The organism is Amycolatopsis saalfeldensis, from assembly GCF_900110575.1.
GTDB lineage: Bacteria > Actinomycetota > Actinomycetes > Mycobacteriales > Pseudonocardiaceae > Amycolatopsis > Amycolatopsis saalfeldensis.
The window spans coordinates 55,179-80,649 of record NZ_FOEF01000017.1; the positions used below are offsets into that span (position 1 = coordinate 55,179).

23 protein-coding genes are annotated in these 25,471 nt (G+C 71.1%); 9 read left to right on the plus strand and 14 right to left on the minus strand.

Going from position 1 to position 25,471, the window contains the following annotated elements:
- Nucleotides 1–117: 117 nt before the first annotated feature.
- On the plus strand, nucleotides 118–771 hold the full coding sequence (locus BMY97_RS31465; protein WP_091624299.1) for a rhomboid family intramembrane serine protease: 654 nt from the start codon (nucleotides 118–120) through the stop codon (nucleotides 769–771).
- Between the two features lie 24 nt (nucleotides 772–795).
- Here BMY97_RS31465 and BMY97_RS31470 read toward each other — a convergent pair whose 3' ends face one another.
- Nucleotides 796–1,350 (minus strand): DinB family protein, encoded by a 555-nt coding sequence (locus BMY97_RS31470; RefSeq protein ID WP_091623904.1) that lies wholly within the window; start codon nucleotides 1,348–1,350, stop codon nucleotides 796–798.
- Between the two features lie 119 nt (nucleotides 1,351–1,469).
- Between BMY97_RS31470 and guaA the strand changes: the two genes are divergently transcribed.
- Together guaA and BMY97_RS31480 are read left to right on the plus strand one after the other, a co-directional pair.
- Nucleotides 1,470–3,026, plus strand: coding sequence for a glutamine-hydrolyzing GMP synthase (gene guaA / locus BMY97_RS31475; protein ID WP_091623906.1), 1,557 nt, complete (start codon nucleotides 1,470–1,472; stop codon nucleotides 3,024–3,026).
- A 3-nt stretch (nucleotides 3,027–3,029) separates the two neighbouring features.
- Nucleotides 3,030–3,815 carry an E3 ubiquitin ligase family protein gene (locus BMY97_RS31480; protein WP_091623909.1) on the plus strand — a complete coding sequence of 262 codons (786 nt, stop codon included), beginning with the start codon at nucleotides 3,030–3,032 and terminating at the stop codon, nucleotides 3,813–3,815.
- 15 nt (nucleotides 3,816–3,830) lie between these two features.
- On the opposite strand, the gene BMY97_RS31485 is transcribed toward BMY97_RS31480, so the two are convergent.
- The 4 genes from BMY97_RS31485 to BMY97_RS31500 form a co-directional block, all read right to left on the minus strand.
- Nucleotides 3,831–4,067: a hypothetical protein gene (locus BMY97_RS31485; protein WP_091623912.1), complete on the minus strand. Its 237-nt coding sequence runs from the start codon at nucleotides 4,065–4,067 to the stop codon at nucleotides 3,831–3,833.
- Complete coding sequence (locus BMY97_RS31490) at nucleotides 4,060–5,364, minus strand: PspC domain-containing protein (protein WP_091624301.1); 1,305 nt, start codon at nucleotides 5,362–5,364, stop codon at nucleotides 4,060–4,062. Before BMY97_RS31490 ends, BMY97_RS31485 begins: the two co-directional genes overlap by 8 nt.
- 66 nt (nucleotides 5,365–5,430) lie before the next feature.
- Nucleotides 5,431–5,979, minus strand: a complete 549-nt coding sequence (locus BMY97_RS31495) for a DUF3558 family protein (protein ID WP_091623914.1) — start codon at nucleotides 5,977–5,979, stop codon at nucleotides 5,431–5,433.
- A complete protein-coding gene (locus BMY97_RS31500) occupies nucleotides 5,976–6,386 on the minus strand; it encodes a hypothetical protein (protein ID WP_177231629.1) in 411 nt (136 codons plus the stop codon). Before BMY97_RS31500 ends, BMY97_RS31495 begins: the two co-directional genes overlap by 4 nt.
- A 188-nt stretch (nucleotides 6,387–6,574) precedes the next feature.
- Here BMY97_RS31500 and BMY97_RS46305 point away from each other — a divergent pair, with 188 nt between their 5' ends.
- The 4 genes from BMY97_RS46305 (at nucleotide 6,575) to BMY97_RS31520 (ending at nucleotide 10,569) form a co-directional block, all read left to right on the plus strand.
- Nucleotides 6,575–7,540: a glycoside hydrolase family 25 protein gene (locus tag BMY97_RS46305; protein ID WP_143086348.1), complete on the plus strand. Its 966-nt coding sequence runs from the start codon at nucleotides 6,575–6,577 to the stop codon at nucleotides 7,538–7,540.
- A gap of 80 nt (nucleotides 7,541–7,620) precedes the next feature.
- Nucleotides 7,621–8,391, plus strand: a complete 771-nt coding sequence (locus BMY97_RS31510) for a M15 family metallopeptidase (RefSeq protein ID WP_218156924.1) — start codon at nucleotides 7,621–7,623, stop codon at nucleotides 8,389–8,391.
- 62 nt (nucleotides 8,392–8,453) lie between these two features.
- A complete protein-coding gene (locus tag BMY97_RS31515; RefSeq protein WP_091624304.1) occupies nucleotides 8,454–9,854 on the plus strand; it encodes an ATP-binding protein in 1,401 nt (466 codons plus the stop codon).
- A gap of 7 nt (nucleotides 9,855–9,861) precedes the next feature.
- Nucleotides 9,862–10,569, plus strand: a complete 708-nt coding sequence (locus BMY97_RS31520) for a response regulator (protein WP_091623922.1) — start codon at nucleotides 9,862–9,864, stop codon at nucleotides 10,567–10,569.
- Here the strand turns inward: BMY97_RS31520 and BMY97_RS31525 are convergent.
- Nucleotides 10,566–11,489: a DMT family transporter gene (locus tag BMY97_RS31525; RefSeq protein WP_091623925.1), complete on the minus strand. Its 924-nt coding sequence runs from the start codon at nucleotides 11,487–11,489 to the stop codon at nucleotides 10,566–10,568. The two genes, BMY97_RS31520 and BMY97_RS31525, sit on opposite strands and share 4 nt — an antisense overlap.
- A gap of 102 nt (nucleotides 11,490–11,591) precedes the next feature.
- Between BMY97_RS31525 and BMY97_RS31530 the strand changes: the two genes are divergently transcribed.
- Entirely contained in the window at nucleotides 11,592–12,494 is a 903-nt protein-coding gene (locus BMY97_RS31530; RefSeq protein ID WP_091623928.1) for a LysR family transcriptional regulator, read from the plus strand.
- Nucleotides 12,495–12,500: 6 nt separating this feature from the next.
- Here the strand turns inward: BMY97_RS31530 and BMY97_RS31535 are convergent, their stop codons facing one another.
- The 7 genes from BMY97_RS31535 to BMY97_RS31565 form a co-directional block, all read right to left on the minus strand.
- Complete coding sequence (locus BMY97_RS31535) at nucleotides 12,501–13,694, minus strand: serine/threonine-protein kinase (protein WP_091623930.1); 1,194 nt, start codon at nucleotides 13,692–13,694, stop codon at nucleotides 12,501–12,503.
- 13 nt (nucleotides 13,695–13,707) lie between these two features.
- The gene (locus BMY97_RS31540; protein ID WP_091623933.1) at nucleotides 13,708–15,339 is read right to left on the minus strand and encodes a serine/threonine-protein kinase; all 1,632 of its coding nucleotides are present in this window, start codon (nucleotides 15,337–15,339) and stop codon (nucleotides 13,708–13,710) included.
- Nucleotides 15,340–15,548: 209 nt separating this feature from the next.
- Complete coding sequence (locus tag BMY97_RS31545) at nucleotides 15,549–16,379, minus strand: hypothetical protein (protein ID WP_245787601.1); 831 nt, start codon at nucleotides 16,377–16,379, stop codon at nucleotides 15,549–15,551.
- Nucleotides 16,380–16,724: 345 nt separating this feature from the next.
- Nucleotides 16,725–18,512, minus strand: a complete 1,788-nt coding sequence (locus tag BMY97_RS31550; protein WP_245787602.1) for a hypothetical protein — start codon at nucleotides 18,510–18,512, stop codon at nucleotides 16,725–16,727.
- A 336-nt stretch (nucleotides 18,513–18,848) separates the two neighbouring features.
- On the minus strand, nucleotides 18,849–19,154 hold the full coding sequence (locus tag BMY97_RS31555; RefSeq protein ID WP_177231630.1) for a hypothetical protein: 306 nt from the start codon (nucleotides 19,152–19,154) through the stop codon (nucleotides 18,849–18,851).
- A gap of 64 nt (nucleotides 19,155–19,218) precedes the next feature.
- The gene (locus BMY97_RS31560; RefSeq protein ID WP_091623941.1) at nucleotides 19,219–19,515 is read right to left on the minus strand and encodes a chorismate mutase; all 297 of its coding nucleotides are present in this window, start codon (nucleotides 19,513–19,515) and stop codon (nucleotides 19,219–19,221) included.
- 165 nt (nucleotides 19,516–19,680) lie between these two features.
- On the minus strand, nucleotides 19,681–20,109 hold the full coding sequence (locus BMY97_RS31565) for a DUF1707 SHOCT-like domain-containing protein (protein WP_091623944.1): 429 nt from the start codon (nucleotides 20,107–20,109) through the stop codon (nucleotides 19,681–19,683).
- 134 nt (nucleotides 20,110–20,243) lie between these two features.
- On the opposite strand from BMY97_RS31565, the gene pcrA reads away from it, so the two are divergent.
- Nucleotides 20,244–22,658 (plus strand): DNA helicase PcrA, encoded by a 2,415-nt coding sequence (pcrA, locus tag BMY97_RS31570; RefSeq protein WP_091623946.1) that lies wholly within the window; start codon nucleotides 20,244–20,246, stop codon nucleotides 22,656–22,658.
- Nucleotides 22,659–23,519: 861 nt separating this feature from the next.
- Here pcrA and BMY97_RS31575 read toward each other — a convergent pair.
- Nucleotides 23,520–24,203 carry a M23 family metallopeptidase gene (locus tag BMY97_RS31575; protein WP_091624309.1) on the minus strand — a complete coding sequence of 228 codons (684 nt, stop codon included), beginning with the start codon at nucleotides 24,201–24,203 and terminating at the stop codon, nucleotides 23,520–23,522.
- Nucleotides 24,204–25,471: the final 1,268 nt, after the last annotated feature.

Below are 25,471 nucleotides of genomic sequence, written 5' to 3' on the forward strand. Positions count from 1 at the left end.
TCGGCTTCACCTGTTGTTAGTCGATCCGGCCGCGATTCATTCCACGTGACGCATGCCGTGGGTCACTGATGACAAATGTCCGGGGTGCCCCGCGGCGGCCGGACCTACCTTCAGAGCATGAACACCTCGGCGACATCGCGCTGGCACGAGAACCCGTTCGTGGCCGTTGTCGACCGCATCGGCACGCAGCGCAGGCCGGTGCTCACCGGGACTGTGGCCGTGGTCACCGCCTTGGCGCTCGTCGCGCAGCTCGTGCACCCCGCCCTGTTCGACCAGTTCCGCCGCGACGGCGCGGCCATCGACGCCGGCCAGTGGTGGCGCCTGGTCACCGGCATGTTCTTCCAGGACGGCAAGCTGCTCGGCGGACTGTTCAACCTGGTGGCCCTGGTCGTCCTCGGCACGCTTGCCGAGCGTTATTTCGGCCGGGCGCGGTGGTTTGTCCTGTACTTCGGCTGCGGCTTGTTCGGGCAGTTCCTGAGCTACGTCTGGCTGCAGCCGGTCGGGGCGGGGAACTCGATGTGCGTCGCGGGCCTGCTCGGGGCGCTCGCCGTCGCGCTGTTGCGGGCGCCGTCGCGGCACGGGGTGGAGCTGCCGAGACCGGCCTTCCTCGCGTCGCTGCTGGTGCTTCCGCTCGCGCTGCTCGACACGCTGCTGCACGACAACCACGGGATGCCGGCGCTGCTGGGGATGGCGCTGGGCTTCCTGCTGCTGCCGAAGGACCAGGGGGACGCCGGGGGTGGGGCGGTCCGGCCCGTTCACCGAGGGGGGTGAGCGGGCCGGACCGCCTCGTCGGCGTCAGCGCACCGGGCGGTTGCGGTAGAGGTCGCGCAACAAGAGGATCTCCGCGCCGTGGTGGATCGCCTCGCGGTTGATGTGCAGGACCAGCGTGGTCATCGGCGATTCCGCGTACGGGCCCTCCGCCGGGCCGACCGCGCGCGCCAGCGCCTCGGCGTCCAGGCCGCGAACGCCCGCGCTCCAGGAGGCGTACGCGTCGTCGAGCTGCTTGATCCCCTCGGCCGCGGTGCCGGCGTACGGGAACGAGTCGTAGCTCATCGGCGGCCCGCCGAAGTGCGAGGCCGCGCGCATGCCGAACACGCCGACGGTGATGTGGGCCATCCGCCAGGCGATCGTCGTCACCGGGGGCGGCTCCGGCGCGGGGGCGCTGTAGTCGATGGTGAAATCCGCGGAGCCCCACTCGTCCGGCCCGGTCCGCGGGCGCACGGTCCAGCAGCCGTCGACGGGCTGCCACAGGTACTCCTCGTCGGTCAGCCCGTCCAGGTGCGGGCGCACGTGGTTAGACCAGTGCCAGTCGAGCTGTTCGTGCAGTTCGGTGGTCCAAGCGACAGTCATGCGGGCACCGTAAGCCCCATCAAGGACAGCCTGCGTCCTCGTTCGTGGGGCAGCGGCGGCGTGACGGGGCCCACCTGGGACGATGGGGGGACAAAGCGCTCACCGCCTGGAGGTCTTAGGTGCCCAGTCCCACCGGTCCGGTACTCGTCATGGACTTCGGGGCGCAGTACGCGCAGCTGATCGCCCGCCGCGTGCGGGAGGCCCAGGTCTACTCCGAGGTGGTGCCCTCGAGCGCGACCGCCCAGGAGCTGCTGGCCAAGAACCCGTCCGCGATCATCCTGTCCGGCGGCCCGTCGAGCGTCTACGCCGAGGGCGCGCCCGGCATGGACCCGGAGCTCGTCGAGGCGGGTGTGCCGATCCTCGGCATCTGCTACGGCCACCAGCTGCTCGCGCGGGCGCTGGGCGGCGTCGTGGAGCCCACCGGCGTCCGCGAGTTCGGCCGCACCGACGTGCGGATGGTCGGCGAGGGCGGCGTGCTCCACACCGGCCTGCCCGCGCACCAGACGGCGTGGATGAGCCACAACGACAGCGTCACCAAGGCACCCGAGGGCTCCGTGGTCACCGCTTCCTCCGACGGCGCGGCGGTGGCCGGCTTCGAGGACGTCGAGCGGCGCTTCGCCGGTGTGCAGTACCACCCCGAGGTGGCGCATTCGCCGCACGGGCAGGAGGTGCTGCGCCGGTTCCTGCGCGACATCGCGGGCATCAGCCCCCAGTGGACCACGACGTCCATTGTGGACGAACAGGTCCGGCGGATCGCCGAGCAGGTCGGCGACGGGCGGGCGATCTGCGGGCTGTCCGGCGGGGTGGACTCGGCCGTCGCCGCGGCGCTGGTGCAGCGCGCGATCGGCGACCGGCTGACCTGTGTGTTCGTCGACCACGGCCTGCTGCGCGCCGGTGAGCGGACGCAGGTGGAGCGCGACTTCGTCAACGCCACGGGCGTCAAGCTCGTCACCGTGGACGCGCGCGACCGGTTCCTCGACGCGCTCGCCGGGGTCACCGACCCCGAGCAGAAGCGCAAGATCATCGGGCGCGAGTTCATCCGCGTGTTCGAGCAGGCGGAGCGCGACCTCAAGGCCCAGGGCGACTTCAAGTTCCTCGTGCAGGGCACGCTGTACCCGGACGTCGTCGAGTCCGGCGGCGGCGAGGGCACGGCGAACATCAAGAGCCACCACAACGTCGGCGGCCTGCCCGACGACCTCCAGTTCGAGCTGGTCGAGCCGCTGCGCCTGCTGTTCAAGGACGAGGTGCGGCGCGTGGGCCTGGAGCTGGGCCTGCCGGAGACGATCGTGCAGCGCCAGCCGTTCCCCGGCCCCGGCCTCGGCATCCGGATCATCGGCGCGGTCGACGCTTCGCGGCTGGAGACGCTGCGGGCGGCCGACGCCATCGCGCGCGAGGAGCTGACTGCCGCGGGCCTCGACCAGGAGATCTGGCAGTGCCCCGTGGTGCTGCTGGCGGACGTGCGCAGCGTCGGCGTGCAGGGCGACGGCCGGACGTACGGGCACCCCATCGTGCTGCGCCCGGTGTCCTCTGAGGACGCGATGACCGCCGACTGGACCCGCCTGCCGTACGAGGTGCTGGAGCGGATCTCGACTCGCATCACCAACGAGGTGGCCGAGGTGAACCGGGTGGTGCTCGACGTGACGAGCAAGCCGCCGGGCACCATCGAGTGGGAGTGACGGATGTGGATTCTGGGGGCGCTGCTGATCATCGCGTCAGTGGCGGGTTTCGTCTGGATGCGGGCGACCAAGAGCGAGCTGTACGCGATGATCGGTACGGAGACGTTGAGCTTCCCGGAGCTGGAGGACCTGCGCCGGGTCTCCGATGAGCTGGGCGGGCGCGGCGGGTTCCGCAAGGTCACCGAGGTGGTCGGCGCCGCCCAACCGCGTCCCGAAGGCCCGCTGACCGCGGAGGTCAGCAAAACGCCGTGCGTCTGGTACCGCTACCAGATCGAGCGCGAGTACGAGCACGTCGTGTACCGCGACGGTCGGCGCCGCCGGTCTAGGCGCACCGAGAAGGTCGCGGACCACACCTCGAACGAGGGTTACGCGCTGATCGACGAGCAGGGCCGCACCATCGGGGTCGCGCCGGACGGGACCCGGCCCGAGGCCGTCGAGCAGACGGTGAACCGGTTCGAGCCCTACCACGGCGGCGACCAGTCGTTCGAGCTGTTCGGCCTCCGGCTGCCCGCGATGTTCGGCGGCAACCAGGACTCGACCATCGGCTATCGCTACCGCGAATGGCTCATCCGGCCGGGCACCCGCCTGTATGTCCTCGGCGAGGCCCACGACGCCGCCGGCCCGCTGGTGATCGGCAAACCCCAGTCAGGCGGGCACTTCCTCATCGCGGCCAAAACCGAGGAGGAGCTGCGGGCCGACCGGACCCGTCGCCACAAGCTCCTCGCGGCCGGGGTGCTGATCGCGTTCGTCGTGGGAATCGCGCTGATCGTGGTCGGGATCATCAAGTAGGGACGTTGTTCGCCGTTACGGCCGTCGTTTGCGGAACGACGCGCCCAGCAGCAGCACCCCGACGAACACCGCGCCGCCCGCGAGGATCCAGCGGAAGTCGAAGGTCGGCAACCAGCTGGCGCCGTCGGAGAGCACGTACGCGGACACGAGCAGGATCGCGATGCCGGCGATCAGGGTGAACACGTCCACCCCGCGTCGCGCCGGGCGGCGCTGCTGGTCGGAATCCGAGTAGGCGTAAGGGTTTTCAGCCACGTCGCACCTCCACGTCGCCCACGCCGTTCGAGACGTGGAGGGTGATCTTCTGGCCACCGGAGCCGTCTTCGCCGAGTTCGGTGCCGGTGATGGGGGCCTGGCCGACGCCGTCGCCGGAGTGGCCGAGGCAGTTCACGCTGCCCGCGGTGTTCTTGCAGTCGAACGTGACGTCGGCGTTCGCGGGGACCGTCACGACGGTGTCGCCGGCGCCGTTGGACACCGTGGTGGTGATCGGGCCGGTGAGCGGCAGCTGGGTCAGGTCGAGCCGGAGGTTGCCCGCCGCGTGCTGGTAGACCGGCTGCAGTTCCGCGGCCGAGCGCGGGGTGGCGGTCAGGTCGCCGACACCGCCCCGCAGGTCGAGGCCGGTGAACGGGCTCGTGGTCAGGATCATCCCGACGATCGCCAGCGGCACCGCCAGCCCGATCAGGCCGCGTGAGCCGCGGACGAACGCGCCCGCCACCATGCCGACGCCCAGCACGCCGAGCACGAGGCCGATGATGTGCTGTACGGAGAACCAGTCGACGCCGTTGAGGTTGAGCACCACGCCGACGCCGGCCACGATCACGGCCGTCCCCAAGGCCATCGAGCCGATCTTCGACTTCGGCCGTCGCGACTGCGGCGGGAGCGGTTCCTCGTAGGAGGGCGGCGGGGGCGACGGTGCCGCCGGGTCGGGCAGGTCCCAGCTCCCGGGCGAGGCCGCGAGCGGGTCCCAGTCCGGTGCGGCCGTGCCGGTCGCGGTGGTGGTGTCGGTCATCGTGAACGCTCCGGTTCCGGTCGCGGTCTGCGCCGTCGCATAGGGAACGGCGGGGGCCGGGCGGTTGTACTGGCCGCGGCTGCGGTGCAGGAAGTAGAGGCCGATGGACAGCAGCGCGAGGCCGATCAGCCCGCCGCCGTCGAACCAGCCGCCGGTGCCGAACCAGCCGCCGCCGAACGTCCAGCCGACGACCGGGATCAGGGCCACGCAGAGCACCACCGTGAACCCCGTGGTCATCGACGAGCGCCCCCGGCCGACCATCGACTCGAAGCCGGACACGTCGTCGCCCTCGCCCGGGAAGAGCAGCCAGCCCAGCAGGTAGAACACCAGCCCGAACCCGCCGAACACGGTCGCCGCCACCAACGCGACCCGGATCACCACGGGATCGATCCCGTACCGATGCCCCAGCCCCGCCGCGACCCCGGCCACCTTCCGCCCCGCCTGCGGCCGCCGGGGCCTGCTGACCCAGAAATCCTTGACGGTCTCCTCGAACCCGTTGAGCGGATTCGTCTTCGGAGCCCGCGCCTCGTTCGCACCACTCATACCGAAAAGCATGCTCGACGAGCGCGCCGCCCACATCGGGGATGGTCCCTGATGTTCGGCTCAGGGTCAGGCGGGTGGGAGGAGGGGCTCGAGTTTCGTGGCCAGGTCCTCGGCGGTTTGACAGGCACCGGTGGTATCAGATCCAGACTCGACGTCGAGTATCGCGCGCGACTGCGGGGCGACGGCCATGGTGATCGAACACTGGCCCGACGTGCCCAGCGGTTCAGGTTGTTCGATGGACGGGCGGTTGTTGACCTTGCCGCCGCGTGCGGTACCGGGGTTGCTGACGTTCTCGTCGTAGGCCCGTCCTTCTTGGAGGAACAGGCCGACATTCATGCCCCGCACGGTTCCGACGCTCGGCTTCTGGGATGTGCACGATCGTTGCGGCTGTGCGACCGAAGGGGTGGCTTTGGGGAAGCCCTTTCCGGCGAGGGTCTTGTCGAGCAGAGTGCATTGGTCTCTGGACGCGAACGGATTCGCAGAGGTGGGGCTGCTGGCCGGCGATGACGGTGTGTTGGGGCTGGCGGTTCCCCCGACTGAACCGTCGCATCCGGCGAGCAGGATCGCTGCGGCTGCGGCTGTCAGCAGGGTCTTCCTGGCTCCCGGAGTGCTCACTGCTCGTTCAGTTCCTTGTTGAGTTCGGCGAAGGAGACGCTGTGTGCGTCCTCGGTCTCGCGGTAGTTCTTCCGGGCAATGGTCAGAGCTTCCAGCGCTTGTTGAACGCCTTTATGCATGAGGTCGAGGTTCGGCAGCAGTGACTGTGGATCCCCGTTTGCGACTTTTACGTTGAAGTCCGCAACTGCCTGGGCGTAGGTGGACGATCCCATCTGTGCGGCACTGGCAAGTGTGTGCAGATCGTGGGTCATCTTGTCATAACCATCAAGGAAGAAGTTGCAGGCCTTGAGATATGCCTGGAACCCGGCCTCGTTCACTGCAAATGAGCCCTTTTCCGCCAGGCTCTTCAGTTCTGCACCGCCAGTGTTCACCTTCTGCGCCGCCGCCGTGTTAGTCGGGCCGGCCAACAGACCCTACTTCGCGCTCGTCGCCGAATTCCTCCGGTCAGGCTACCGAGTGTCTCCGACCGATGACAGCAAGTCGGACCATCCAACGGTGACGAAAAGTAGCCGAACAACTACCCGCACGCCGGATTCCCCCCAGCGTGGTAAGTGGCATGATCGGCGGCCCTCCATGCCTGGGAAGGTGGTCCCCGATGGCTCTCGGCATCGACATCTACCGGTCGTTTCAGACGGTGACGAGCTGGTCCGCCGTGAGGGGGGCCGGGGTCGAGTTCGTTTACGTGAAGTTGTCCGATGGTGGGGGCACGCCGGTCGGCGGCACGGGGGACAACGAGGTGAACGGCGCCAGGTCCGTCGGCATCCCGGTCGGCGGGTATCACTTCGTGCAGGCGAGCCCGGCGCCGGAGACGCAGGCGGACATCCTGCTCGGCGAGGTCGCGCGGCTCGGCGCCACGGGCTGCGTCCCGATGCTGGACCTCGAGGACAACCCGGCGTCCTCCAGTCTGCCGAACATCCCGGACGACCAGAAGGCCGCGTTCGGCACGGCGTTCTGCAATCGCGTCGCGGCGCGGGGGTACCGGCCTGGTGTGTACCTGAACAACGCGCTGGCGAAGCTCATCCGCCCCGACACCTGGGCGGTGCCGGACCTGGTCATCTGGATCGCCCGGTACGGCGCGCGCCCGGACCCGGCGGCCGGGCGCTACGACATCCACCAGTACAGCTCCAGCGGCTCCATCTCCGGCATCAGCGCACAGGGGGTCGACCTCGACTGGAGTTACACCGACGCCTACCTCACCAGCCACCTCACGGAGGAAGACATGCCCGACCGCGAACTGCTGCCCACGGACGGCGCGCGCACCCGTTCCGTCACGCTGATCGTGCCGAAGACCGCGGCCGAGCTGGTGATCACCGTCGGCTGGGTCCGGATGTACGTGTCGAAGGTGGCGCTCTTCGGCCCGACGCCCGACACCGGCACAAACACGCTCCAGGCCCTCGACTTCAGCGCGGACCCGTTCCCCGTCGACGCCGGCCGCCCCTGGCAGATCCCCTTGCAGGACGCCCGCGGCCAAGGCGATCTGGTGTCCGCGGAGATCACGTACTCGATGGCCCCGGCGCCGGACGACAAGCCGGAAGTGGTGGCGACCGCCGGCTTCCGCTGATCCCGCGCGGAAATCGCTCCGCACGAACACGTATCACCGCCACCCTCCGCGGACTCCGTCCGATGAAAGGTGGTGCGGTCATGAGGACTTCCCAGAACGGCTACAGCGCTCCGATCGACCCCGTGAGCCGCCGGCTGCCCGGTGGCACCGTCCCGCTGCGGGCGGGGGTGACCGGTGATCTGCTGGCGTGGGTCGGCGAGCAGTTCCACCACCGCGTCGAGGCCCTGGAGTGGCCGGGGTGCTGGGGCTACGCGTTCCGGGACGTGGTCGGCGGCCAGGACCTGTCCAACCACGCCAGCGGCACCGCGATCGACCTGAACGCGCCCCGGCACCCGCTCGGCACCGCGCCGTCGGCGAACTACAGCGCGGCGCAGATCGCCGAGATCCACGCCTTGCTCGCCGAGGCCGCGGGCTGCGTGCGCTGGGGCGGCGACTACGCCGGCCGCAAGGACGGCATGCACTTCGAGATCGTCGCGACCGAGGCCCGGTGCGCCGCCGCGCTCGGCAGCCTCGGGGCGCGGTTCACCCCACCCGAACAGGAGGACGACATGCCTGGACCACAGGACCACGAGTACCCGCCGAGCGCGGACCGGCAGTTCCACCACCGCACCATCGAGACGCGCAAGACGTCGCAGATCGTCGGCGACGTCTGGTTCGCCCTCAGCTCCGGCTACCAGGACCTGGCCGACCTGCACCTGTACTTCAACCACGAGCAGGCGCCGATCGCGCTGGCGAGCGTCCCCAAGGACACCCGCAAGTGGTGGCCGGTGCCGGACGGCTGCGAGTCGATCAGCTGGGACTACGTCTGCGCCGGCCCGTCGTCGTCGAGCCTGGTCTACGGGCCGCGCTGACCGGCTCGCCGGTAGTGCATCGGGGGCTTCCCCGATGCCACCGGACGGTCCGCCGTGTGACCATGGACGACGTGCAGGACTCCCTCGACAACGACACCGCCGAGCAGGTGACTCAGCCGGACGGGAATGGGCCCGGCGGGAATGGGCCGGACGCGACCGCGCCGTCCGCTTCCGTCACGGCTGTGCCCCCTTCGGGCGTGCCCGAGCCCGCGACGCAGCCGAAGATGTACCGGCGCCGGTCCGGTCGGGCGGTCGCCGGTGTCGCCGGCGGGCTCGCCGATCACCTCGGCGTGCCGGTGGTGTGGGTCCGCACCGTGTTCGCCCTGCTGGCGGCGCTCAACGGCGCCGGGATGCTCGCGTACGGCCTGCTGTGGGTCTTCGTGCGGCAGCGCGCCGAAGAGAGCGAAACGCCGAAGGCCAACGCGAAGGACCGTCAGCAGGCGTACGGCCTGATCGCCCTCGGCATCGGCCTCGCCATCGCGTTCAGCACGCTCACCGGCGCCATCCGCGGCTGGGTCGCCGTGCCGTTGGCCGTGGCCATGCTCGGCGCGGCGGTGGTCTGGCGCGAGGCCGACGAGTCGCAGCGCCGCCGCTGGCGGATCGGCGCGAAGGACGGCGTCACCGGCGCCCTGATGGGCGGGGGCGGCCGGCGCTCGGCGATCATCCGGATCCTGGCGGGCGTCGCGCTGGTGGCCACCGGCATCGGCGTGGTCGTGTTCCAGAGCGGCAGCTTCGACCAGGTCCAGTTCGCGTTGCTCGCGGTGCTGGCGACGCTGTTCGGCGTCGCGGTGTTGACGGTCCCGTTCTGGCTGCGCCTGGTCCGCGACCTCGGCGACGAGCGCCGCGCGCGCATCCGCACCGACGAGCGCGCCGAGATCGCCGCCCACCTGCACGACTCCGTGCTGCAGACGCTCGCGTTGATCCAGAAGCATTCCGACCAGCCGCGTGAGGTCGCGCGGCTGGCGCGCGGCCAGGAACGCGAGCTGCGCGGCTGGCTGTACGGGCCCAACGGCTACGGCAAGCCCAGCGAGAAGAAGCCCGAGGAGCAGGACGAGGGCGGCCGTCAGCTGTCCGAGGCGCTCGCCGCCGCCTGCGGGGAGGTCGAGGACCAGTTCGCGATCTCCGTCGGCCAGGTCGTGGTCGGCGAGGCGGAGCTGAACGAGCCGCTCACGGCGCTGGTCCAGGCCGCGCGCGAGGCGATCGTCAACGCGGCCAAGCACGCCGGCGTCGACGAGGTCAGCGTGTACGCCGAGGTGGAGCCGACGTCGGTCACCGTGTTCGTCCGCGACCGCGGCAAGGGCTTCGACCCGGACGTCGTCCCGGCCGACCGCCACGGGCTCGCCGACTCGATCCGCGGGCGCATGGAGCGCCACGGCGGCACGTGCAAACTGCGCACCGCGCCGGGTGAGGGCACCGAGGTCCAGCTGGCCATGCCGGTCAAAACCGGCAAGGTGCCGGCATGAGCTCGCTATGCTCGCCGCAGTGCAGTCGGAGCGAGGGAGTGGTGTCGTGACGGAGAGTCAGCGGGAGCCGGTCAAGGTCTTCCTCGTGGACGACCACGCGCTCTTCCGCGCCGGGGTCCGCACCGAGCTCGATTCCATCACCGACGAGGTGCGGGTGGTCGGCGAGGCGGGCTCCGTGGCGGACGCCGTCGCCGGCATCGTGCGCACCAAGCCGCAGGTGGTGCTGCTCGACGTCCACATGCCCGACGGCGGCGGCGCCGAAGTGCTGCGCCGCGTGCGTCCGGAGCTGCCGGACGTGGTGTTCCTCGCGCTTTCGGTGTCCGACGCGGCCGAGGACGTGATCGCCGTGATCCGCTCCGGCGCGCGCGGCTACGTCACCAAGACCATCTCCTCGAAGGAGCTGGTGCGCGCGGTGGTCCGGGTGGCGGACGGCGACGCGGTGTTTTCCCCGCGCCTGGCCGGTTTCGTGCTCGACGCGTTCGCCGACCGCCCCGGCTCCGCGCCGATCAACGACCCCGAGCTGGACCTGCTCACCCCGCGTGAGCGAGACGTCCTCCGCCTGCTCGCGCGCGGCTACGCGTACAAGGAGATCGCGTCGGAGCTGTTCATCTCGGTGAAGACGGTGGAGACGCACGTGTCGAGCGTCCTGCGCAAGACGCAGCTGTCGAACCGCTACGAACTGTCCCGCTGGGCCTCGGACCGCCGCCTCGTCTAAACCCGTTCCGGCGCCGCCGTTTCGGTGGTGGTTTCGAGTGTGGGCAGGGCTTTGCGCTTCAACCGCGTCAACGCGACGCCCGCGAGCACCACCACCATGCCCGCGATCACCCGCGGGCCCAGCTGTTCGTGCAGGAACACCGCGCCCAGCAGCACCGAGACGATCGGCAGCAGGTAGCCGACCACGGACGCGGCCACGGCGCCCTCGCTGGCCAGCAGCTGGTAGTTGAGCGCGAACGCGATCCCGGTGGAGCCGACGCCCAGCACGGCGATCGCGATCAGCGGCAGCGGGCTCAGGTGCACCGGCGTCAGCCCGCCGAACGGCAGCACCAGCAGCAGGAAACCCGTCGCCAGCAGCATTTGCCCGGCGGACAGCGCGTACGGCGAGGTACCCGAGCCCGACAGGTAGCGGCCCTCGTAGACGAATGCGAAGCCGTAGCTCGCCGCCGCCGCGAGGCAGCCCAGCGCGCCCCAGCTCAGCAGCCCCGAGGCCTGCCACGGGGCGAAGATCAGCACGATCCCGGCGAGCCCCAGCACCAGCCCGGCCACGCGCGTCCCGGTCATCCGGTTCGGCACCCCCAGCAGCGGCGCCACCACCAGCACCCACAGCGGCGTCGTCGAGTTCAGCACGCCGGTGATGCCGGAGTCCACAGTGGTCTCGCCGATCGCGAAGAGCAGGAACGGCAACGCATTGTGGAAGAACGCGGCCACGAGCAGGTGACCCCAGGTGCGCTTGCCCGAGGGCATCCGGTGCCCGTGAACGCGGCACAGCGCCAGCAGCACCACGGTGCCGAGCACCAGCCGCGCCAGCACGAGCTGCACCGGCGAAAGCGCCTCCAGCCCCAGCTTGATCCAGAAGAAGCTCGAACCCCACATCAACGCCAGCGCCGCGATCCTGAGCAGGGTCTTCGTCTCGCCCACCACTGTCCTCCTTACGACCAAGCGCCAGCTTCGCCGCGCCAAGACATAAGGACAAGCGAAATTAACTGTAGGGACACTTAAGCTCAGCTGTAGAGTCGAGGCATGCTCGACGTGCGGCGGATGCAGGTGCTGCGGGCGGTGATCACCAGCGGGTCGATCACCGCCGCGGCCAGGAACCTCGGGTACACCCCGTCGGCGATCAGCCAGCAGCTCTCGACGCTGGAGCGCGAGGCGGGCACCGAGCTGCTGGAACGCGTCGGCCGCGGCGTCCGGCCCACCCCGGCCGGCACGCTGCTGTGTGAACACGCCGAGACGCTCAGCGCGGAGCTGGCTCGGGCCGAGACCGCGCTCACGGAGCTGAAGGAGGGGCGTACCGGGAAGCTGGCCATCCGGTACTTCGCCACGGCGGGCGCCTCGCTGGTGCCGCACGCCGTGGCCGCCGTCCGCCGTGAGCACCCCGGCGTGTGGATCGACCTCAAGCTGGTGGAGCCCGAAGACCCGCTGCCGGAGGTCGAGACGGGCCGCGCCGACATGGCCATCGTCGTCTTCCCGCGGTCGAACCCGCCCGCCAAGGGGGTCGAGCTGCAGCACCTGCTCGACGACCCGTACCGCGCGGTGCTGCCCCGCGCCCACCCGCTCGCGCGCAAGCGGACGCTGGCGCTGGCGGACCTCGCCGACGAGCCATGGGTGGGCGTCGACCCGATACCCGGCATGTGCCGGGAGATCCTCGACAGTGCCTGCGCGTCGGCGGGCTTCGCCCCGAACATCGTGGTCGAGTCCGAGGACTACCAGACCGCGCAGGGGTTCATCGCCGCCGGGCTGGGCGTCGGACTGGTGCCGGAGCTGGGCCTCGGCACGCCGCACCCGGGTGTCGTCGTGCGCCGGATCCGCAACCCGGAGCCGTGCCGGCTGATCTACGCCGCCGTCACCGCGCGGGCGGCCGGCAGCCCGGCCGTGCGCACGCTCGTGGCGGCCATGCGTGAGGCGGCCGGGAAGGCCCGCTGACCGGCCTCAGACGAACAGCAGCTGCGAGACGCCGATGCCGATCAGCACGGCACACAGGACCGCGGCCACGGTCATGATCAGCTTCCGCCGTGCCGCCGCCTTCTCCGCGGCGGCCTCGGCGGACGCCGCCTGCTGCGCCTGCGAGGGGACGAACCGGGCCGTCGGCGACTGCGGCGGCATGGGCGCCTGCTGCGGCGAAATCTGCTGGGTGGGCTGCTGGGCCATCGGCTGCGGCGGCGCGGGCGCGTAGGGCACCTGCTGGACCGGCACCTGCATCAACGGCACCTGCGGCTGATGCTGCTGGGTCGGCAACTCGGAGAACGGCTGCGGGCCATGCTGCTGAAGACCGGGCTGTTGCTGGAGACCCGGCTGCTGCGACGCGCCGGGCTGGGCCCACGACGCGGGCATCGCGGGCGCCGTCGGCGGCACGAACGCGGTCTGCTCACCGCCCTCGGTGATGGCGCTGAGCGCGCTCACCGAGTCGGCCATCGTCGGCCGGGTCGTCGGGTCCATCCGCAGCATCTTGCGCAGCGCGCCGGTGAGCACGCCCGCGTTCTGCGCCGGCCGCTCGGACGAGTTGCCGTCGTCACCGAACGGCGGCACCCCCTCGACGGCCGTGTACAGCGTGGCGCCCAGCGAGAACACGTCCGCGGCCGGCGACGGCGCACCACCGCGCGTCACCTCGGGCGCGCGGTAGGCGGCGTGCGGCCCGCCGCCGGTGATGCCGATGTCGGTGAGCTTCACCCCGCCGTCGTCGGCGAGCAGCACCGTGCCCGGCTCGAGCGTCCGGTGGATGATGCCGGCCGCGTGCATCGCCGCCATCGCGTCGCCCAGCAGGATGCCCAGCGACGCGGCCTGCTCGGGCGTCAGCCGGCCGTGCTCGGCGAGGAACGTCGACATCCCGCGCGACGGGATGTACTCCATCACCAGCCACACGTCCTGGCCGTCGGGCAGCACGTCGAACACGGTGATCGCGCACGGGTGCTCGATGCGCGCCGCGTCCTTGCCCTCCTGCATCGCCATCGCGCGCGCCTGCTCCGCCCGGTCGGGCGGCAGGCCCACGGGCAGGTACATGCGCTTCATCGCGACCGTGCGGAACAGCCGGGTGTCGAACGCGAGCCACACGATGCCCGCGCGACCGCGGCCGATCGGCTGGTCCAGCCGGTACCGGCCGCCGACGATGCTGCCTTCAGAACTCAAATCTTTTCCCGGATCATGGGTTGTTCGACGTCGGGGTCGTGGGAGCGGTCGACGTCGTCGGCTTGCCCGAAGACGACGGCGCATCGGTGGGGGAGTCCGACGTCTTCGGCGGCTTCGTGGGGCTGTCCTGCGTCGGGGTGTTCCGCGGCTCCGACCGCCGTGAGCTGGCCCGCCCGGAGGACGACGCCCCTGAATCAGACGTCTGGTCGGAGCTGCTGGTTGCCTCGCTCGTCGACGGGAACGCATCCGTGGTCGGCACCACCGCCGGGGAGGACTGCGGCGGGGCCTGCTGTTGGGAGGCGTCCGGCGGGTTGTTGGGGCTCAGCAGCCAGACGCCGAGCGCGACCAGCGCCACCACCACGACACCGCCGATGATGGCCGGCTTCTTCCAGGCGCCGGGGCGTTCCTCGTCCTCGTCGGCCGGGCTCGTGTGGCCCCGCGGGGGCGGGGGCTCGTCGTCGTAGCCGTCGTAGTCGTACGGCTCGTCGTCGTAACCGCCGGGAGCGCCGCCGCCGAGCGGGACGGCGCGGGTGGCGGCCAGTCCGTTACGGCTCGGGTCGCCGTAGAGCGGCGGCTCCTCGTGGTACTGGTCGTACCCGTCGTAGTCGTTCTCCGGGTAGCCGGTGCCTGCGGGGTATTCATCCTCGTCGTAGTACTGCTGCGCCGGGCCGGGCTCGCCGAGCAGGGTGCCGGAGTGCCCGGCGGGCATCTCCTCCTCGCCCAGCATCCGGGTGGCGCCCGCGCCCGCGACCGCCGCGGCGCCCAGCGTGCCCGCCATCGGCGTCATCACGGTCTCGTCCGCGGACCCGCCGAGCGGGGTCTCCCCGCGCGCGACGGCGGACAGCAGCTCCTCGCACTCTTCGGCGGTCGGCCGGTGCTGGACGTCGGGGTGCAGCAGCACCGCGAGCACGCTGGCGAGCGGGCCCGACTGCCGCGGCGGGTTGATCTGCCCGGCCGCGACCGCGTGGAGCAGGCTCAGCGTGTTCTCCGACAGCCCGAACGGCGGCTGTCCCTCGCAGGCGGCGTACAGCGTGGAGCCGAGCGAGAAGACGTCGGACTCGGGGCCGGGGTCGCCGCCGATGGCCACCTCGGGCGCGAGGTACGCGGGGGTGCCGGCGATCATCCCGGTCTTGGTGACCGTGACGTCGTCCTTGGCGCGGGAGATGCCGAAGTCGGTGATCTTCACGGTGCCGTTGTCGCCGAGCAGGATGTTGCCCGGCTTGATGTCCCGGTGCACGATCCCGACCGCGTGCGCCTCGCGCAGCGCCGCCGCGATCTGCGCGCCGATCGCCGCGACCTCCAGCGGCGGCAGCGTGCCCTGCTCCTGCAGCACCTCGGCCAGGCTGGTGGACTTGAGGTACTCCATGATCAGGCAGGGCTGGCCGTTGTCGTCGGTGACGACGTCGAAGACCGAGATCGCGTTGGGGTGGTGCAGGCGGGCCGCGATGCGGCCCTCGCGCATGGTTCGCTGCCGTGCGTCCTCGGCGGCGTGCTCGTCGAGTCCGGGCTGCAGCAGCAGCTGCTTGATGGCGACCGTGCGGCCGAGGACGTCGTCGTGCGCTTGCCAGACCGCCCCCATCGCGCCCGAGCCGATCTTGCCCATGACGCGGTAGCGGCCGGCGACCAGACGACCCTCGTCGCTCACGCGACCTCCCTTTGGGGCTCCGACTTCCCGGGGCGGGACCTGCCCACCCCGAAGGTGCGACCAACCCGCCGCAGCACCGGAGCGTAGGCACCTGTCGTGGGCCGTGTGCCGGTTTTTCCGAGACCGGCCCGTGACAAGGCTAGGCGTTCACTCTGTGCACACACACGCGGCACGTTCTGGTCGTCTTCCCGGCCCGTGTTATGCGCAGGTCACGCGAAGGCGACGGCCGACAGTACCCGGGCCTCGGAAATGACGTCGTGCCCGGTGACGTCGAACTGCTGCGTGACCCGCACCAACGTGCCGTCGGCCTGGTGCAGCACGGCGACCGCGAGCACGGTGCCGTCGTCCTGAACGCGCACGTCCTGGACGTTGATGGCGCTCATCACGCTCCACGCGCGGACCAGGCTGCCCGCCTCGCCGCCGGCGAGCGCAGGGGTGAGCAGCGAGAGCGCCGTGCTCGGGCTCTGTTCGATCGCCGCGTAGAACTTCTTCACGGCCGCGAGCTTGGTGTCGGCCGTGGCCGGGTCGGTGCTCGTGGACTCGCTCGTCGAAGACTGGCTGTCCGTCGAAGCGGGCGAACTGGGCCCGGTGCTCTCCCGGGTGAGGCCGCCGGTGCCCGGCGTGGTGACGGTGGTGTCGCCGCCCGCCGTGGACTGCGCGCTCCCGTGGTGGCCGGTGGTGCCGCCCGAATCGTGGTGCCCCTGCCCCGGCACGGCCGCACCGCCGAGCGCGGCGGCGCCGCTGAACCCGGCCGGGATGGAGTCGTCGGCCGTGACCGGCGCGGTCGGGCGCGGACCACCGCTGAGCAGCGACGCGGTGACCACAGCGCCCGCGACGAGCGCTCCGGCGCCGACGAGGCCGACGAGCTTGGCGCGGCGCGCGAACCGGCTCTCGAGCTCGATGACCGGCTCTTCCTGGCGGTTGACCGAGACCGGGCGCCGTGACCGCGGCGGAAGGTACTTCTGGGGCTCGCGGACGACCTGCTCGAGGTAGTCGCGATCCTCGTCGCCGACGCCGTCGAGCAGGTCGGGAGGGATCACGTCCTCGACGCGTACGGCGTCTGGTTCACGCCGTGTGCGCTGCCGATCAAGCACGAAGTTCCTCGCTCTGGGGTTCCGGGGGACGGCGATGCGGCCGTTCGGCCGTACGCCGTTGGTCCGGACTGCCGATTCATGGTCGGCTACCGGACCCGCTGTCGTCAGGTAACCCTGCGACGGTCGGCACCCGCCAGGCTCTGTCGCCGGAATGCCGTCGCCATACGACGAGCGGCAGCTTATGTCACCCAGCCGGACGATGGATAACCGCTTACCGCACCGCACGTGCATCGGAACGGGAACCTTGCACGTGCCCGAAACGCTGCGCCTGACCTGGGCGATCACGCGATCTCAGGCGCCGTCGTCGGTGATCTTCCCGTCGTCGCCGAAAGTGAGCGTGCGCTGCTCCGTGGTCTTGCTGCCGTCGGTGTGGGTCACCTCTACGGTGTTCACCGTGACCTTGCGGTCCGGGTCGATGGTCACCTTCTTGACCTCGAAGTACGCGACGTCGGAGTACCGCTCGCGCAGGCCCTTGGCGCCCTGGTCGTGCAGCTGGCCAGAAGTGACGGCCGACGCCTGGCTCGGGTCGGTGGTCACGGTGTTGAAGAACTTCTCCGAGTTGTCGCCCATCTTCTTGGTGTCCGCCGCGGTTGTGTAATAGATCTGCGGCTCGGTCTCGCGCGGGGCCGGCGTGACCGGCGGCTTCCGCGGCGGGCGCGAGGACGAGCCGGTGGTGACCGGGCCGGACGAGGAGCCGCCGGTCGCCGGGTCGGAGGAGGTCGCGTCGTCGCTCGTGGCGCTGCCGTAGCCGGCCGACTCCGGGCGGGTGCTCGGGTCGTCGGTGGCGGAGCCCGCGCGGCTGCTGGTGGCGCTGCTGTGCGTCTCACCGGCCTTGCCGCCTTGGTGGCCGGTCGGGGCGTCGGGGATCAACAGCGGGTTGCCGCCGTTCTGCCGTCCGGGCCAGCCACCGCCGAGCGCGTCCGTGGTCGTGGTGGTGGTCGGCCCGCCGACGAGGAACGTCCCGGCGAACAGCAGTCCCACGACCACCGCGCCGGACGCGCCGGTGGCGAACCAGGCCGCCTTGCGCCAGGACTTCGGCGGGGTCACCGACGCCGGCACCGAGCCGAGGTCGAACGTCCCCAGCCCGTCGACGGCCGGGGCGGCGTACACCCGCACCTCGTCGTCTTCTTCTTCGCGCTGGCGTGGCCGCACGGCCGGCGTCCGCAACGTGACGCGCTGCCGTTGCGGGAGATTGGCGGCTTCGCTTTCGAGGGGCCGGAGTTCTTCGTCTTCCTCGGCCCGCTGAGCCTGGGTCGTCGGCTCGTCTTCGGCCTGGCGCTGCAGTGAAGCCGCGGTGGCCGCGACCCGCTCCCGGCGGCTCCGCGGCGCGGGCTCGCCCGGCAGCCGGCCGGACACCGGCGCCGAACCGAAGTCGACCCGCTCCCGCCGCACCGGGGCCACGGCTTCCTCCGGCTCCGCGAGCCGCTGCGGCTGGGGCAGCTCGAACGCCCCGGACCGCTGCGGCGGCCGGAACGCCGCGTCGGCGTCCTCACCGCGTGCCGCCACGGCCGTACCGGCCTGGTGCTGCCCGGGGAAACGCCGCGGCTGTGCACCGGCGGCCGCCCGCCCGGGGGCCGGCGGCCGGAAGGCCCCGTCACCGCGGCCATGCGGGTGCTGCGAAGGGAAAGTGTTGTCAGCGCGCCGGTTCTGCGGCCTGAAGGCATCTTCGCTCGGCGGCAGCACACCGGTACTGCGCGAGACCGGCGGTCGGAAAGCGTCGTCGGACTGGGCCGGCTCACCGGGGGCCACCGGCCGGAAGGCGTCGGCCGAGGTGGTCCGGGCCGGGTTCTGGGGCTGGGGCAGCGGGGCCGCCAGGAAGTCGGGCCGTCCCTGCGGGAGCGTTCCACGCGCGGCGGGGAAGGCCACCGGCTGCTCGCCGCGCGGCGGGGGGAACGCGCCGACGGCCGACGGGTCGATCTTGTCCGGTCCGGGGCGGTGCCGGTGATTCCCGGCGGCCCGGCGCGGCACGACGGGCGTCCAGGCGTCCGGCCCGTGCGGCCGGTGGCGGCCCGGCATGGTGACCTCGGCCGCCGCCATCGTGTCCGGGTGGCTCGACCCGCCCATCGTGTTTCCCGTCATGCCCGTCCGACCCCTCCCCGGTGTGGCCGTGACGGAGTCCGCGCCTCGGTTAAGCCGAACGGAGCAGGCGCGCCGACGGAGTCACTTGCTTCCACACTTGCGGACTCCCGAGCATCTGCACGCGCATCCGGCAGAGGGCGCACGGCGCCGCAGCTGCCGCGCGTCCAGGGGCCGTATCCCGACCCAGACGCAAGGGTCCTCACGAGCCCAACAGTAAGAGACCCCATGGGCGAAAGTCTCGGGGCAAAGTGCAACTTGCACAGGTTTCACCCTGTCGGGCGCGGCCAAATGGGCGTGGCTCACGCTACGCAGTGCTATCGGCGCAGGTAGCGCCCGTCACCCTCCGCTGCGGTACTTCGTCTGGGTCGACTGGAGGGACTTCATGGCCACGCCGCCACTACCCACGGCAATGATGATGGCGAGGATGTCCAGGGTGGGTCCCCCACTCGTGAGCAGCCAGGCCAGCAGTGATGCCGCAGTGGTACCACCGGCGATCGCCCAGCGGCTCCGGACGTACTGCGCGACCGGCGCACCGCCGGCGCGCTTACCCGCCGCATTGTTCAGCAGTGCCAGGTAACCCACGTGGCCCAGCGCTGCCAGCACGCTCGCGATGGCGATGATGATGGCGATGACGTCAATCATGGGGTCCAGTCTGCCCGGTTTCGCGGCCGCGTGAATCGGGGAAGTCCCCGATGCCACCCGAAATTCACCGGCCCAGCCGCCCGCGGCCCAGGTTCAGCAGCGCCATCGCCAGCTGACGGCCTTCCGGGCCGAGCTCGCGGTAGCGGGCCAGCACGTCCATCTCGCGGTTGTAGACGATCCTCGTGCCGCCGGCGGCCATCCGGGCGGCGCCGACCGTCTTCGACACCTCGACCCGGCGTTTGACGAGCCGCAGGATCTCGGCGTCGAGCCAGTCGATCTCCTTGCGGAGCGAGGCGATGTCCTCGCCCGCCGAGGTGTTCTCGGCGGGCTGTCCGTCGGCGTTCTGCGTCTGCGCGTTCATCGGGACCTCTCTGAAGTCCGGACTCCCAGCGGGCCCCTGGGACGGCGAAAGCCCCGGGTCCGTGGACTCCGGGGCTGCGGGTGATGGCGGGTGGGGCACTACGCGATCACGGGAGCCGGAGTCCGGGTCCCGTAGAAAAATCGCTCGCTGTAGTGCCGCACCCGATCAGTATGGCACAGGCGCGCCGCGTCCCCGCCGGGCTGCGCCTCGCAGAGAGCGCACGCGCGCGTGCACGAGAACGCTGATGAAGAGCCAGAACATCGGCATCGCCGGCCAGAAGAACTCGGCGCCGGACACCGCCCAGCGCACGATCAGCAGCACCGCGAGCGCCACCACGATCCCGAGGTGAACGCGCAGCGCCGGGCTTCGCAGCGCCTCGCGGGCGAACGGCCTTCGCTCGGGCTGCGGCCGCGGCAGGTCGGTGGTGAGCTCGCCGAGCTCGTCGGTGAACCGGGTCGCGTAGACCGTGCTCAGCCGGTCTTCGACCTCCTCCAGGGTGAGCCGTCCTTCTGCGCCGGCAGCCTGGATCGTCGCGGCGACGCGCTCTCGGTCGTCGTCGGAAGCCCTGAGGCGGGCGGGAATCTTGTCGTCCATACCGTTCGATGCTCCGCCGCGCGCCGCCGCCGCGCGTCGGTCGCCAGGCGGCACTGCGACGTACGTTCACAAGCGCAGTCCGCGGCTGTGGCTGTTGAATACCTGTCGTACCCCAGGGGTAGCGTGGACAGACGATGGACACCCTCTTCGATCTCCCCGCCGAAAAGCCCTCGACTGCCCGGAACGGGGCGGCCGACCTGCTCGAGGACCTCAATCCCGCGCAGCGTGAGGCCGTGAGTCACGCGGGCGGCCCGCTGCTCGTCGTCGCCGGCGCGGGCTCGGGCAAGACCCGGGTGCTGACCCGCCGGATCGCGTACCTGCTGGGGCAGCGGGGCGTGCACCCCGGCGAGATCATGGCGATCACGTTCACCAACAAGGCCGCGGCCGAGATGCGCGAGCGCGTCTCGGCGCTCGTGGGCCGCCGGGCCAACGCGATGTGGGTGTCCACCTTCCACTCCATGTGCGTGCGGATCCTGCGCCGCGAGGCGAAGACGCTGGACATGTCGTCGAGCTTCTCCATCTACGACTCCGACGACACGAAGCGGCTGATCACGCTCGTCGCGCGGGACCTGGACATCGACCCGAAGAAGTACGCCGCGCGCACGCTCGCGGTGAACATCTCGAACCTGAAGAACGAGCTGGTCGGCCCGGAGGACGCGGCGGCGAACGCGGCGAACGACCTCGAGCGCCGCGTGGCCGAGGTGTACGGCGAGTACCAGCGCCGGCTCGACCAGGCCAACGCGTTCGACTTCGACGACCTGATCATGCGCACGGTGTCGCTGCTGCAGACGTTCCCGGACGTCGCCGAGTACTACCGGCGCCGGTTCCGCCACGTGCTCGTCGACGAGTACCAGGACACGAACCACGCGCAGTACACCCTGGTGCGCGCGCTGGCGGGCACCGAGGCGAACGACTCCGGCATCCCGCAGGCCGAGCTGTGCGTGGTGGGCGACGCGGACCAGTCCATCTACGCCTTCCGCGGCGCCACGATCCGCAACATCGAGGAGTTCGAGCGCGACTTCCCCAACGCGCACACGATCCTGCTGGAGCAGAACTACCGGTCCACGCAGACGATCCTGTCCGCGGCGAACGCGGTGATCGCGCGTAACCCGAACCGGCGCGCGAAGCGGCTGTGGACCGATTCCGGCGACGGCGAGAAGATCGTCGGCTACGTCTCGGACAACGACCACGACGAAGCGGCGTTCGTCGCGGGGGAGATCGACGCGCTGGCGGAGAAGGGCGAGGCGGACTACTCCGACATCGCCGTCTTCTACCGCACCAACAACCAGTCGCGGGTGTTCGAGGAGATCTTCATCCGCCTCGGCCTGCCGTACAAGGTCGTCGGCGGCGTGCGGTTCTACGAGCGGCGCGAGGTCCGGGACATGCTGGCGTACCTGCGGGTGCTGGCGAACCCGGACGACACGGTCAGCCTGCGCCGCATCTTGAACGTCCCGAAGCGCGGCATCGGCGACCGCGCCGAGGCCGTCGTCGCGACCCACGCGGAGCGCGAGCGGATCTCCTTCGCGGCCGCGCTGCGTGATGCCGTCGAGGGCAAGGTGGCGCTGCTGAACCCGCGCTCTGCCAAGGCGATCACCGGGTTCGTGACGCTGCTGGACGATCTCGGCGAGGTCGCCGCCTCCGGCGCGGAGGTGCACGACCTGCTGGAGTCCGTGCTGGAGCGCACGGGCTACCGCGCCGAACTCGAGGAGTCGGACGACCCGCAGGACGCTTCGCGGGTGGAGAACCTCACGGAGCTCGTCACGGTGGCGCGGGAGTTCACCGAGTTCACCGCTGAGGTCACCCAGGACGAGAACGCCGAGCTGGTGCTGGACGACGGCGTCCCCGCGCCCGGTTCGCTGCCGGCCTTCCTGGAGCGGGTGTCGCTGGTCGCGGACGCCGATTCGATCCCGGCCGCGGACGGCGGCGAGGAGGGCGACGGCGGCGCGGGCGTGGTCACGCTGATGACCGTGCACACCGCGAAGGGCCTGGAGTACCCGGTGGTGTTCTGCACCGGCTGGGAGGACGGCGTCTTCCCGCACATGCGCGCGCTCGGCGACCCGACGGAGCTGGCCGAGGAGCGGCGCCTCGCGTACGTCGCGATCACGCGCGCGCGAGAGAGGCTGTATGTCTCGCGCGCCCTCGTGCGGTCGGCGTGGGGGCAGCCGCAGATGAACCCGGCTTCCCGGTTCCTCGACGAGCTGCCGCCGGACCTGGTCGACTGGCGGCGGCTGGAGCCCTCGTCGTCGGGCTTCGGGAATTTCGGCTCGTCCTCCGGCTCGTCGTCCTCGGGCCCACGGGCGGCGACCACGTGGGGCCGCCGGTCCCCGTCCTCGTCCACCTCGTCGACGTCGCCGTTCGGCAAGGCGTGGAAGGACACGGTGGCGCTGAAGCTGGACGTCGGCGACCGCGTGAGCCACGACAAGTACGGCCTCGGCACGGTGGTGTCCTGCGACGGCGTCGGCCCCCGCTCGACGGCGACCATCGACTTCGGCGCGTCCGGCAAGGTCCGGCTGATGCTGATCGGCAGCGTCCCCATGGTGAAGCTCTAGGCGGTTTCGCTCCGCGGTGGTCTGTCCGCGGCGGTTTTGTCGGACCCCTCCGCTAACCTCAAATCAGTCGAACACAAGTTCGACTTGATGGGGTAGGCTGGTGCTCGCGCCGGCACCCCCGGGGAAGGGGAGGACGAGGGGTGTGGACGCGATCTTGTTTGGTGTCCTGGCCGGTGGGGTACAGGAGTACTTGCAGGGAGTCGTGGGGACGACTGAGGACCGGCGTCGGGGTGGCGCCGGTTTGGGGGAAGCACCGAGATTGGCCGCCGCCTGGCGTGCGCTGCTCCGCCAGCACGAGCTGGGTGCGGACGGCCACTGCCAGACCTGCGGCCGGCGCCGATGGGCGACTCTGGGCCGCTCGTCTTTCGCTGGATCATTCTCGGCCCGTTCAGCCTCGGCCCGTTCAGGCTGGCTCGGTTGGCGGCCGCGGAGTGGACTGTGCACCGTCTGGCAGGTGGCTGTCGCGTACTTCATCCGACGGCTGCCGAACGGGGAGCGTTGACGAGGGTCCGAGCCCGGGTGAGTGGCCGGTCGTGGCGCTGCGGCCGTCTGAGCCGGTTTTCGCACGGCCGCGCGGCAGAGGTTCAGACCAAGCGAACCGCGGCGTCGGCCGATGCCTGAGGCAGGCGATTTGGCGTGGGGGCGGGCAAAGCGACCGCGACGGTCGGAGAGTGCTGCCCGTCGGATCTGCCTGGCCTGTCGGATCTGCCCGCACCACTGCCGGGGCCGCGCCTGGTGCCAACGTGGCTCGCTCGGGCGCAGCCGGTTTCAGGCGCGCCGGGCGCTGTCCGGACTCGGCAATTCCGGACTCAGCGACTCAGGCCGTGATGCCGGCTGACTCAGACCGTGATGCCGGCTGACTCAGACCGTGATGCCGCGAGCCGCGAGCCACGGGCGCGGGTCGATCTTCGTGGTGCCGTTCTGCCAGACCTCGAAGTGCAGGTGCGGGCCGGTGCTCTCGCCGCGGTCGCCGATCTTCGCGATCTGCTCGCCGCACTTGACCTTCTGGCCCTCGTGGACCGAGAAGCTGTCCATGTGGCCGTAGACCTGGATGGTGCCGTCGTCGAGCTGGAGGCGGACCCAGAGGCCGAAGCCGCTGGCCGGGCCGGCCTGGATCACGGTGCCGTCGGAGGCGGCGTAGATCGGCGTGCCGATCGAGTTCGCGATGTCGATGCCGAGGTGGCTGGTGCCCCAGCGGGCGCCGAAGCCGGAGGTGAACGTGCCGTTGGCCGGCAGGCAGGTCTTCGGGCGGGACGCCTCTTCGGCGGCCTTGCGCGCGGCGTCGGCCTCGGCCTGCACGCGGGCCTCGGTGACCTTCTGGTTGTCGGCCATCTTGGCGGCCTCGGCGGAGGCGTCCATGCCGTGACCGGCAGGCAGCAGCTCCGGGGCGCCACCGGAGCCGGCGCTGCCGAGGGTGAACGAGGCGCTCGCCTCCTGGGCGTTGGCGAGCGGCGTGACGGCGGCGTCGGACTCCGAGCTCACGGTCTTGAGGGTCTGGCCGGCGGCGGCTGCGGCGAACGCGCCTGCCGCGACAGCGGCGACCACGACCCGCCCACGCAGGGCCGAAGAAGGCGGGGCGATGCGGTGCGAACCCCGCACGCGGATGACCGCACCGTCCAGTGCGTCCTTCAGCGCCGGGGAAGGGGCTTGGCCGCCGGGGGAGCGGTGTGAAGCCAAGACAGGGCCTTCCATCGTCGGGGAGCCGGATCTGCTGCGAAGGACTGCGGGCGGGGGAGCCCGGTGAGCCAACCTCGGGGGTGGTTTGCTCGTCGTCCTGCTTTGTGACCTGACTGTAATGGGGACCGGGGGACAGTAACCAAGCGACACCGCTGTCGGCAAGGCGTCGCCCGCGAGTCGGCCGAACGAGCGGCCCCGATCCCGCGGCTAGCTGTGGAGATTACCCAAAGTTAATCGAGAACTACTCCGAAAGGTGTGACTTCGGTTACAGGCCTTTCGGACGATCGACTCCCCGAGTAGGCCTCCGCCCCCTTCCGAAGCCCCCCACCCCCGAAATAAACGATTGCGGCCCGCTGTTGACGCGCAACCACCCCGCCGCGGAGATTTTATGACCGTTTTGCCCACCTGAAGCCCTTGCGTGCCGCACGTCCGACTACCCCGTTCGACGGCACCTCATTGCGCCGCTCGCGCTATGGCAGCTGCGCCCGTCGCGCGGTAGTTCCGCCGGTGGCGCTTCCGCTGTGCGAACGCCGCACGCGGATGACCACACCGCCCCGTGCGTCCTTCAGCGTTGCCCGCCGCTCTCGCCCCGCCGCTCTTGCTGCGCCGCCCTTGCCCGGCCACCCTCGCCCCGTCGCCCTTGCTGCGTCGCTCTTGCTGCGTCGCTCTTGCTGCGTCGCTCTCGCCCCGTCGCCCTTGCCCGGCCGCTCTTGCCCGGCCGCTCTTGCCTGGTCGCTCTTGCTGCGCCGCTCTTGCTGCGCCGCTCTTGCCCGGTCGCCCTTGCCCGGTCGCTCTCGGCCCGCAGCTCTTGCTGCGCCGGCTTTGCCTGGTCGCCCTCGCCCCTCCGCCCCGGCTTTGCCCAGTCACCTTTGCCCTGCCGCTCCTGCTCCGCTGCCCCTGCCCCGTCACCTCCGCCCGGTGACCTTCGCCCCGCCGGCGTTGCCCGGTCGCCTTCGTCCGGTCACTGCGCTCCGCTGGTCTTGCTTCGCTCCGTGGGTTGTCTTCTTGTCGACTTGTTTCGCCTCCGCGGTGCCCAGTCGTGTGGGTGGTTGCGTGGCTTGCCTGGCGGCGCCGCGCCCCTGCCGAGTTGGCTTGCTAGCGTCGCGTCCGATGACTTCGCCTGCAGGGCCCTCTGA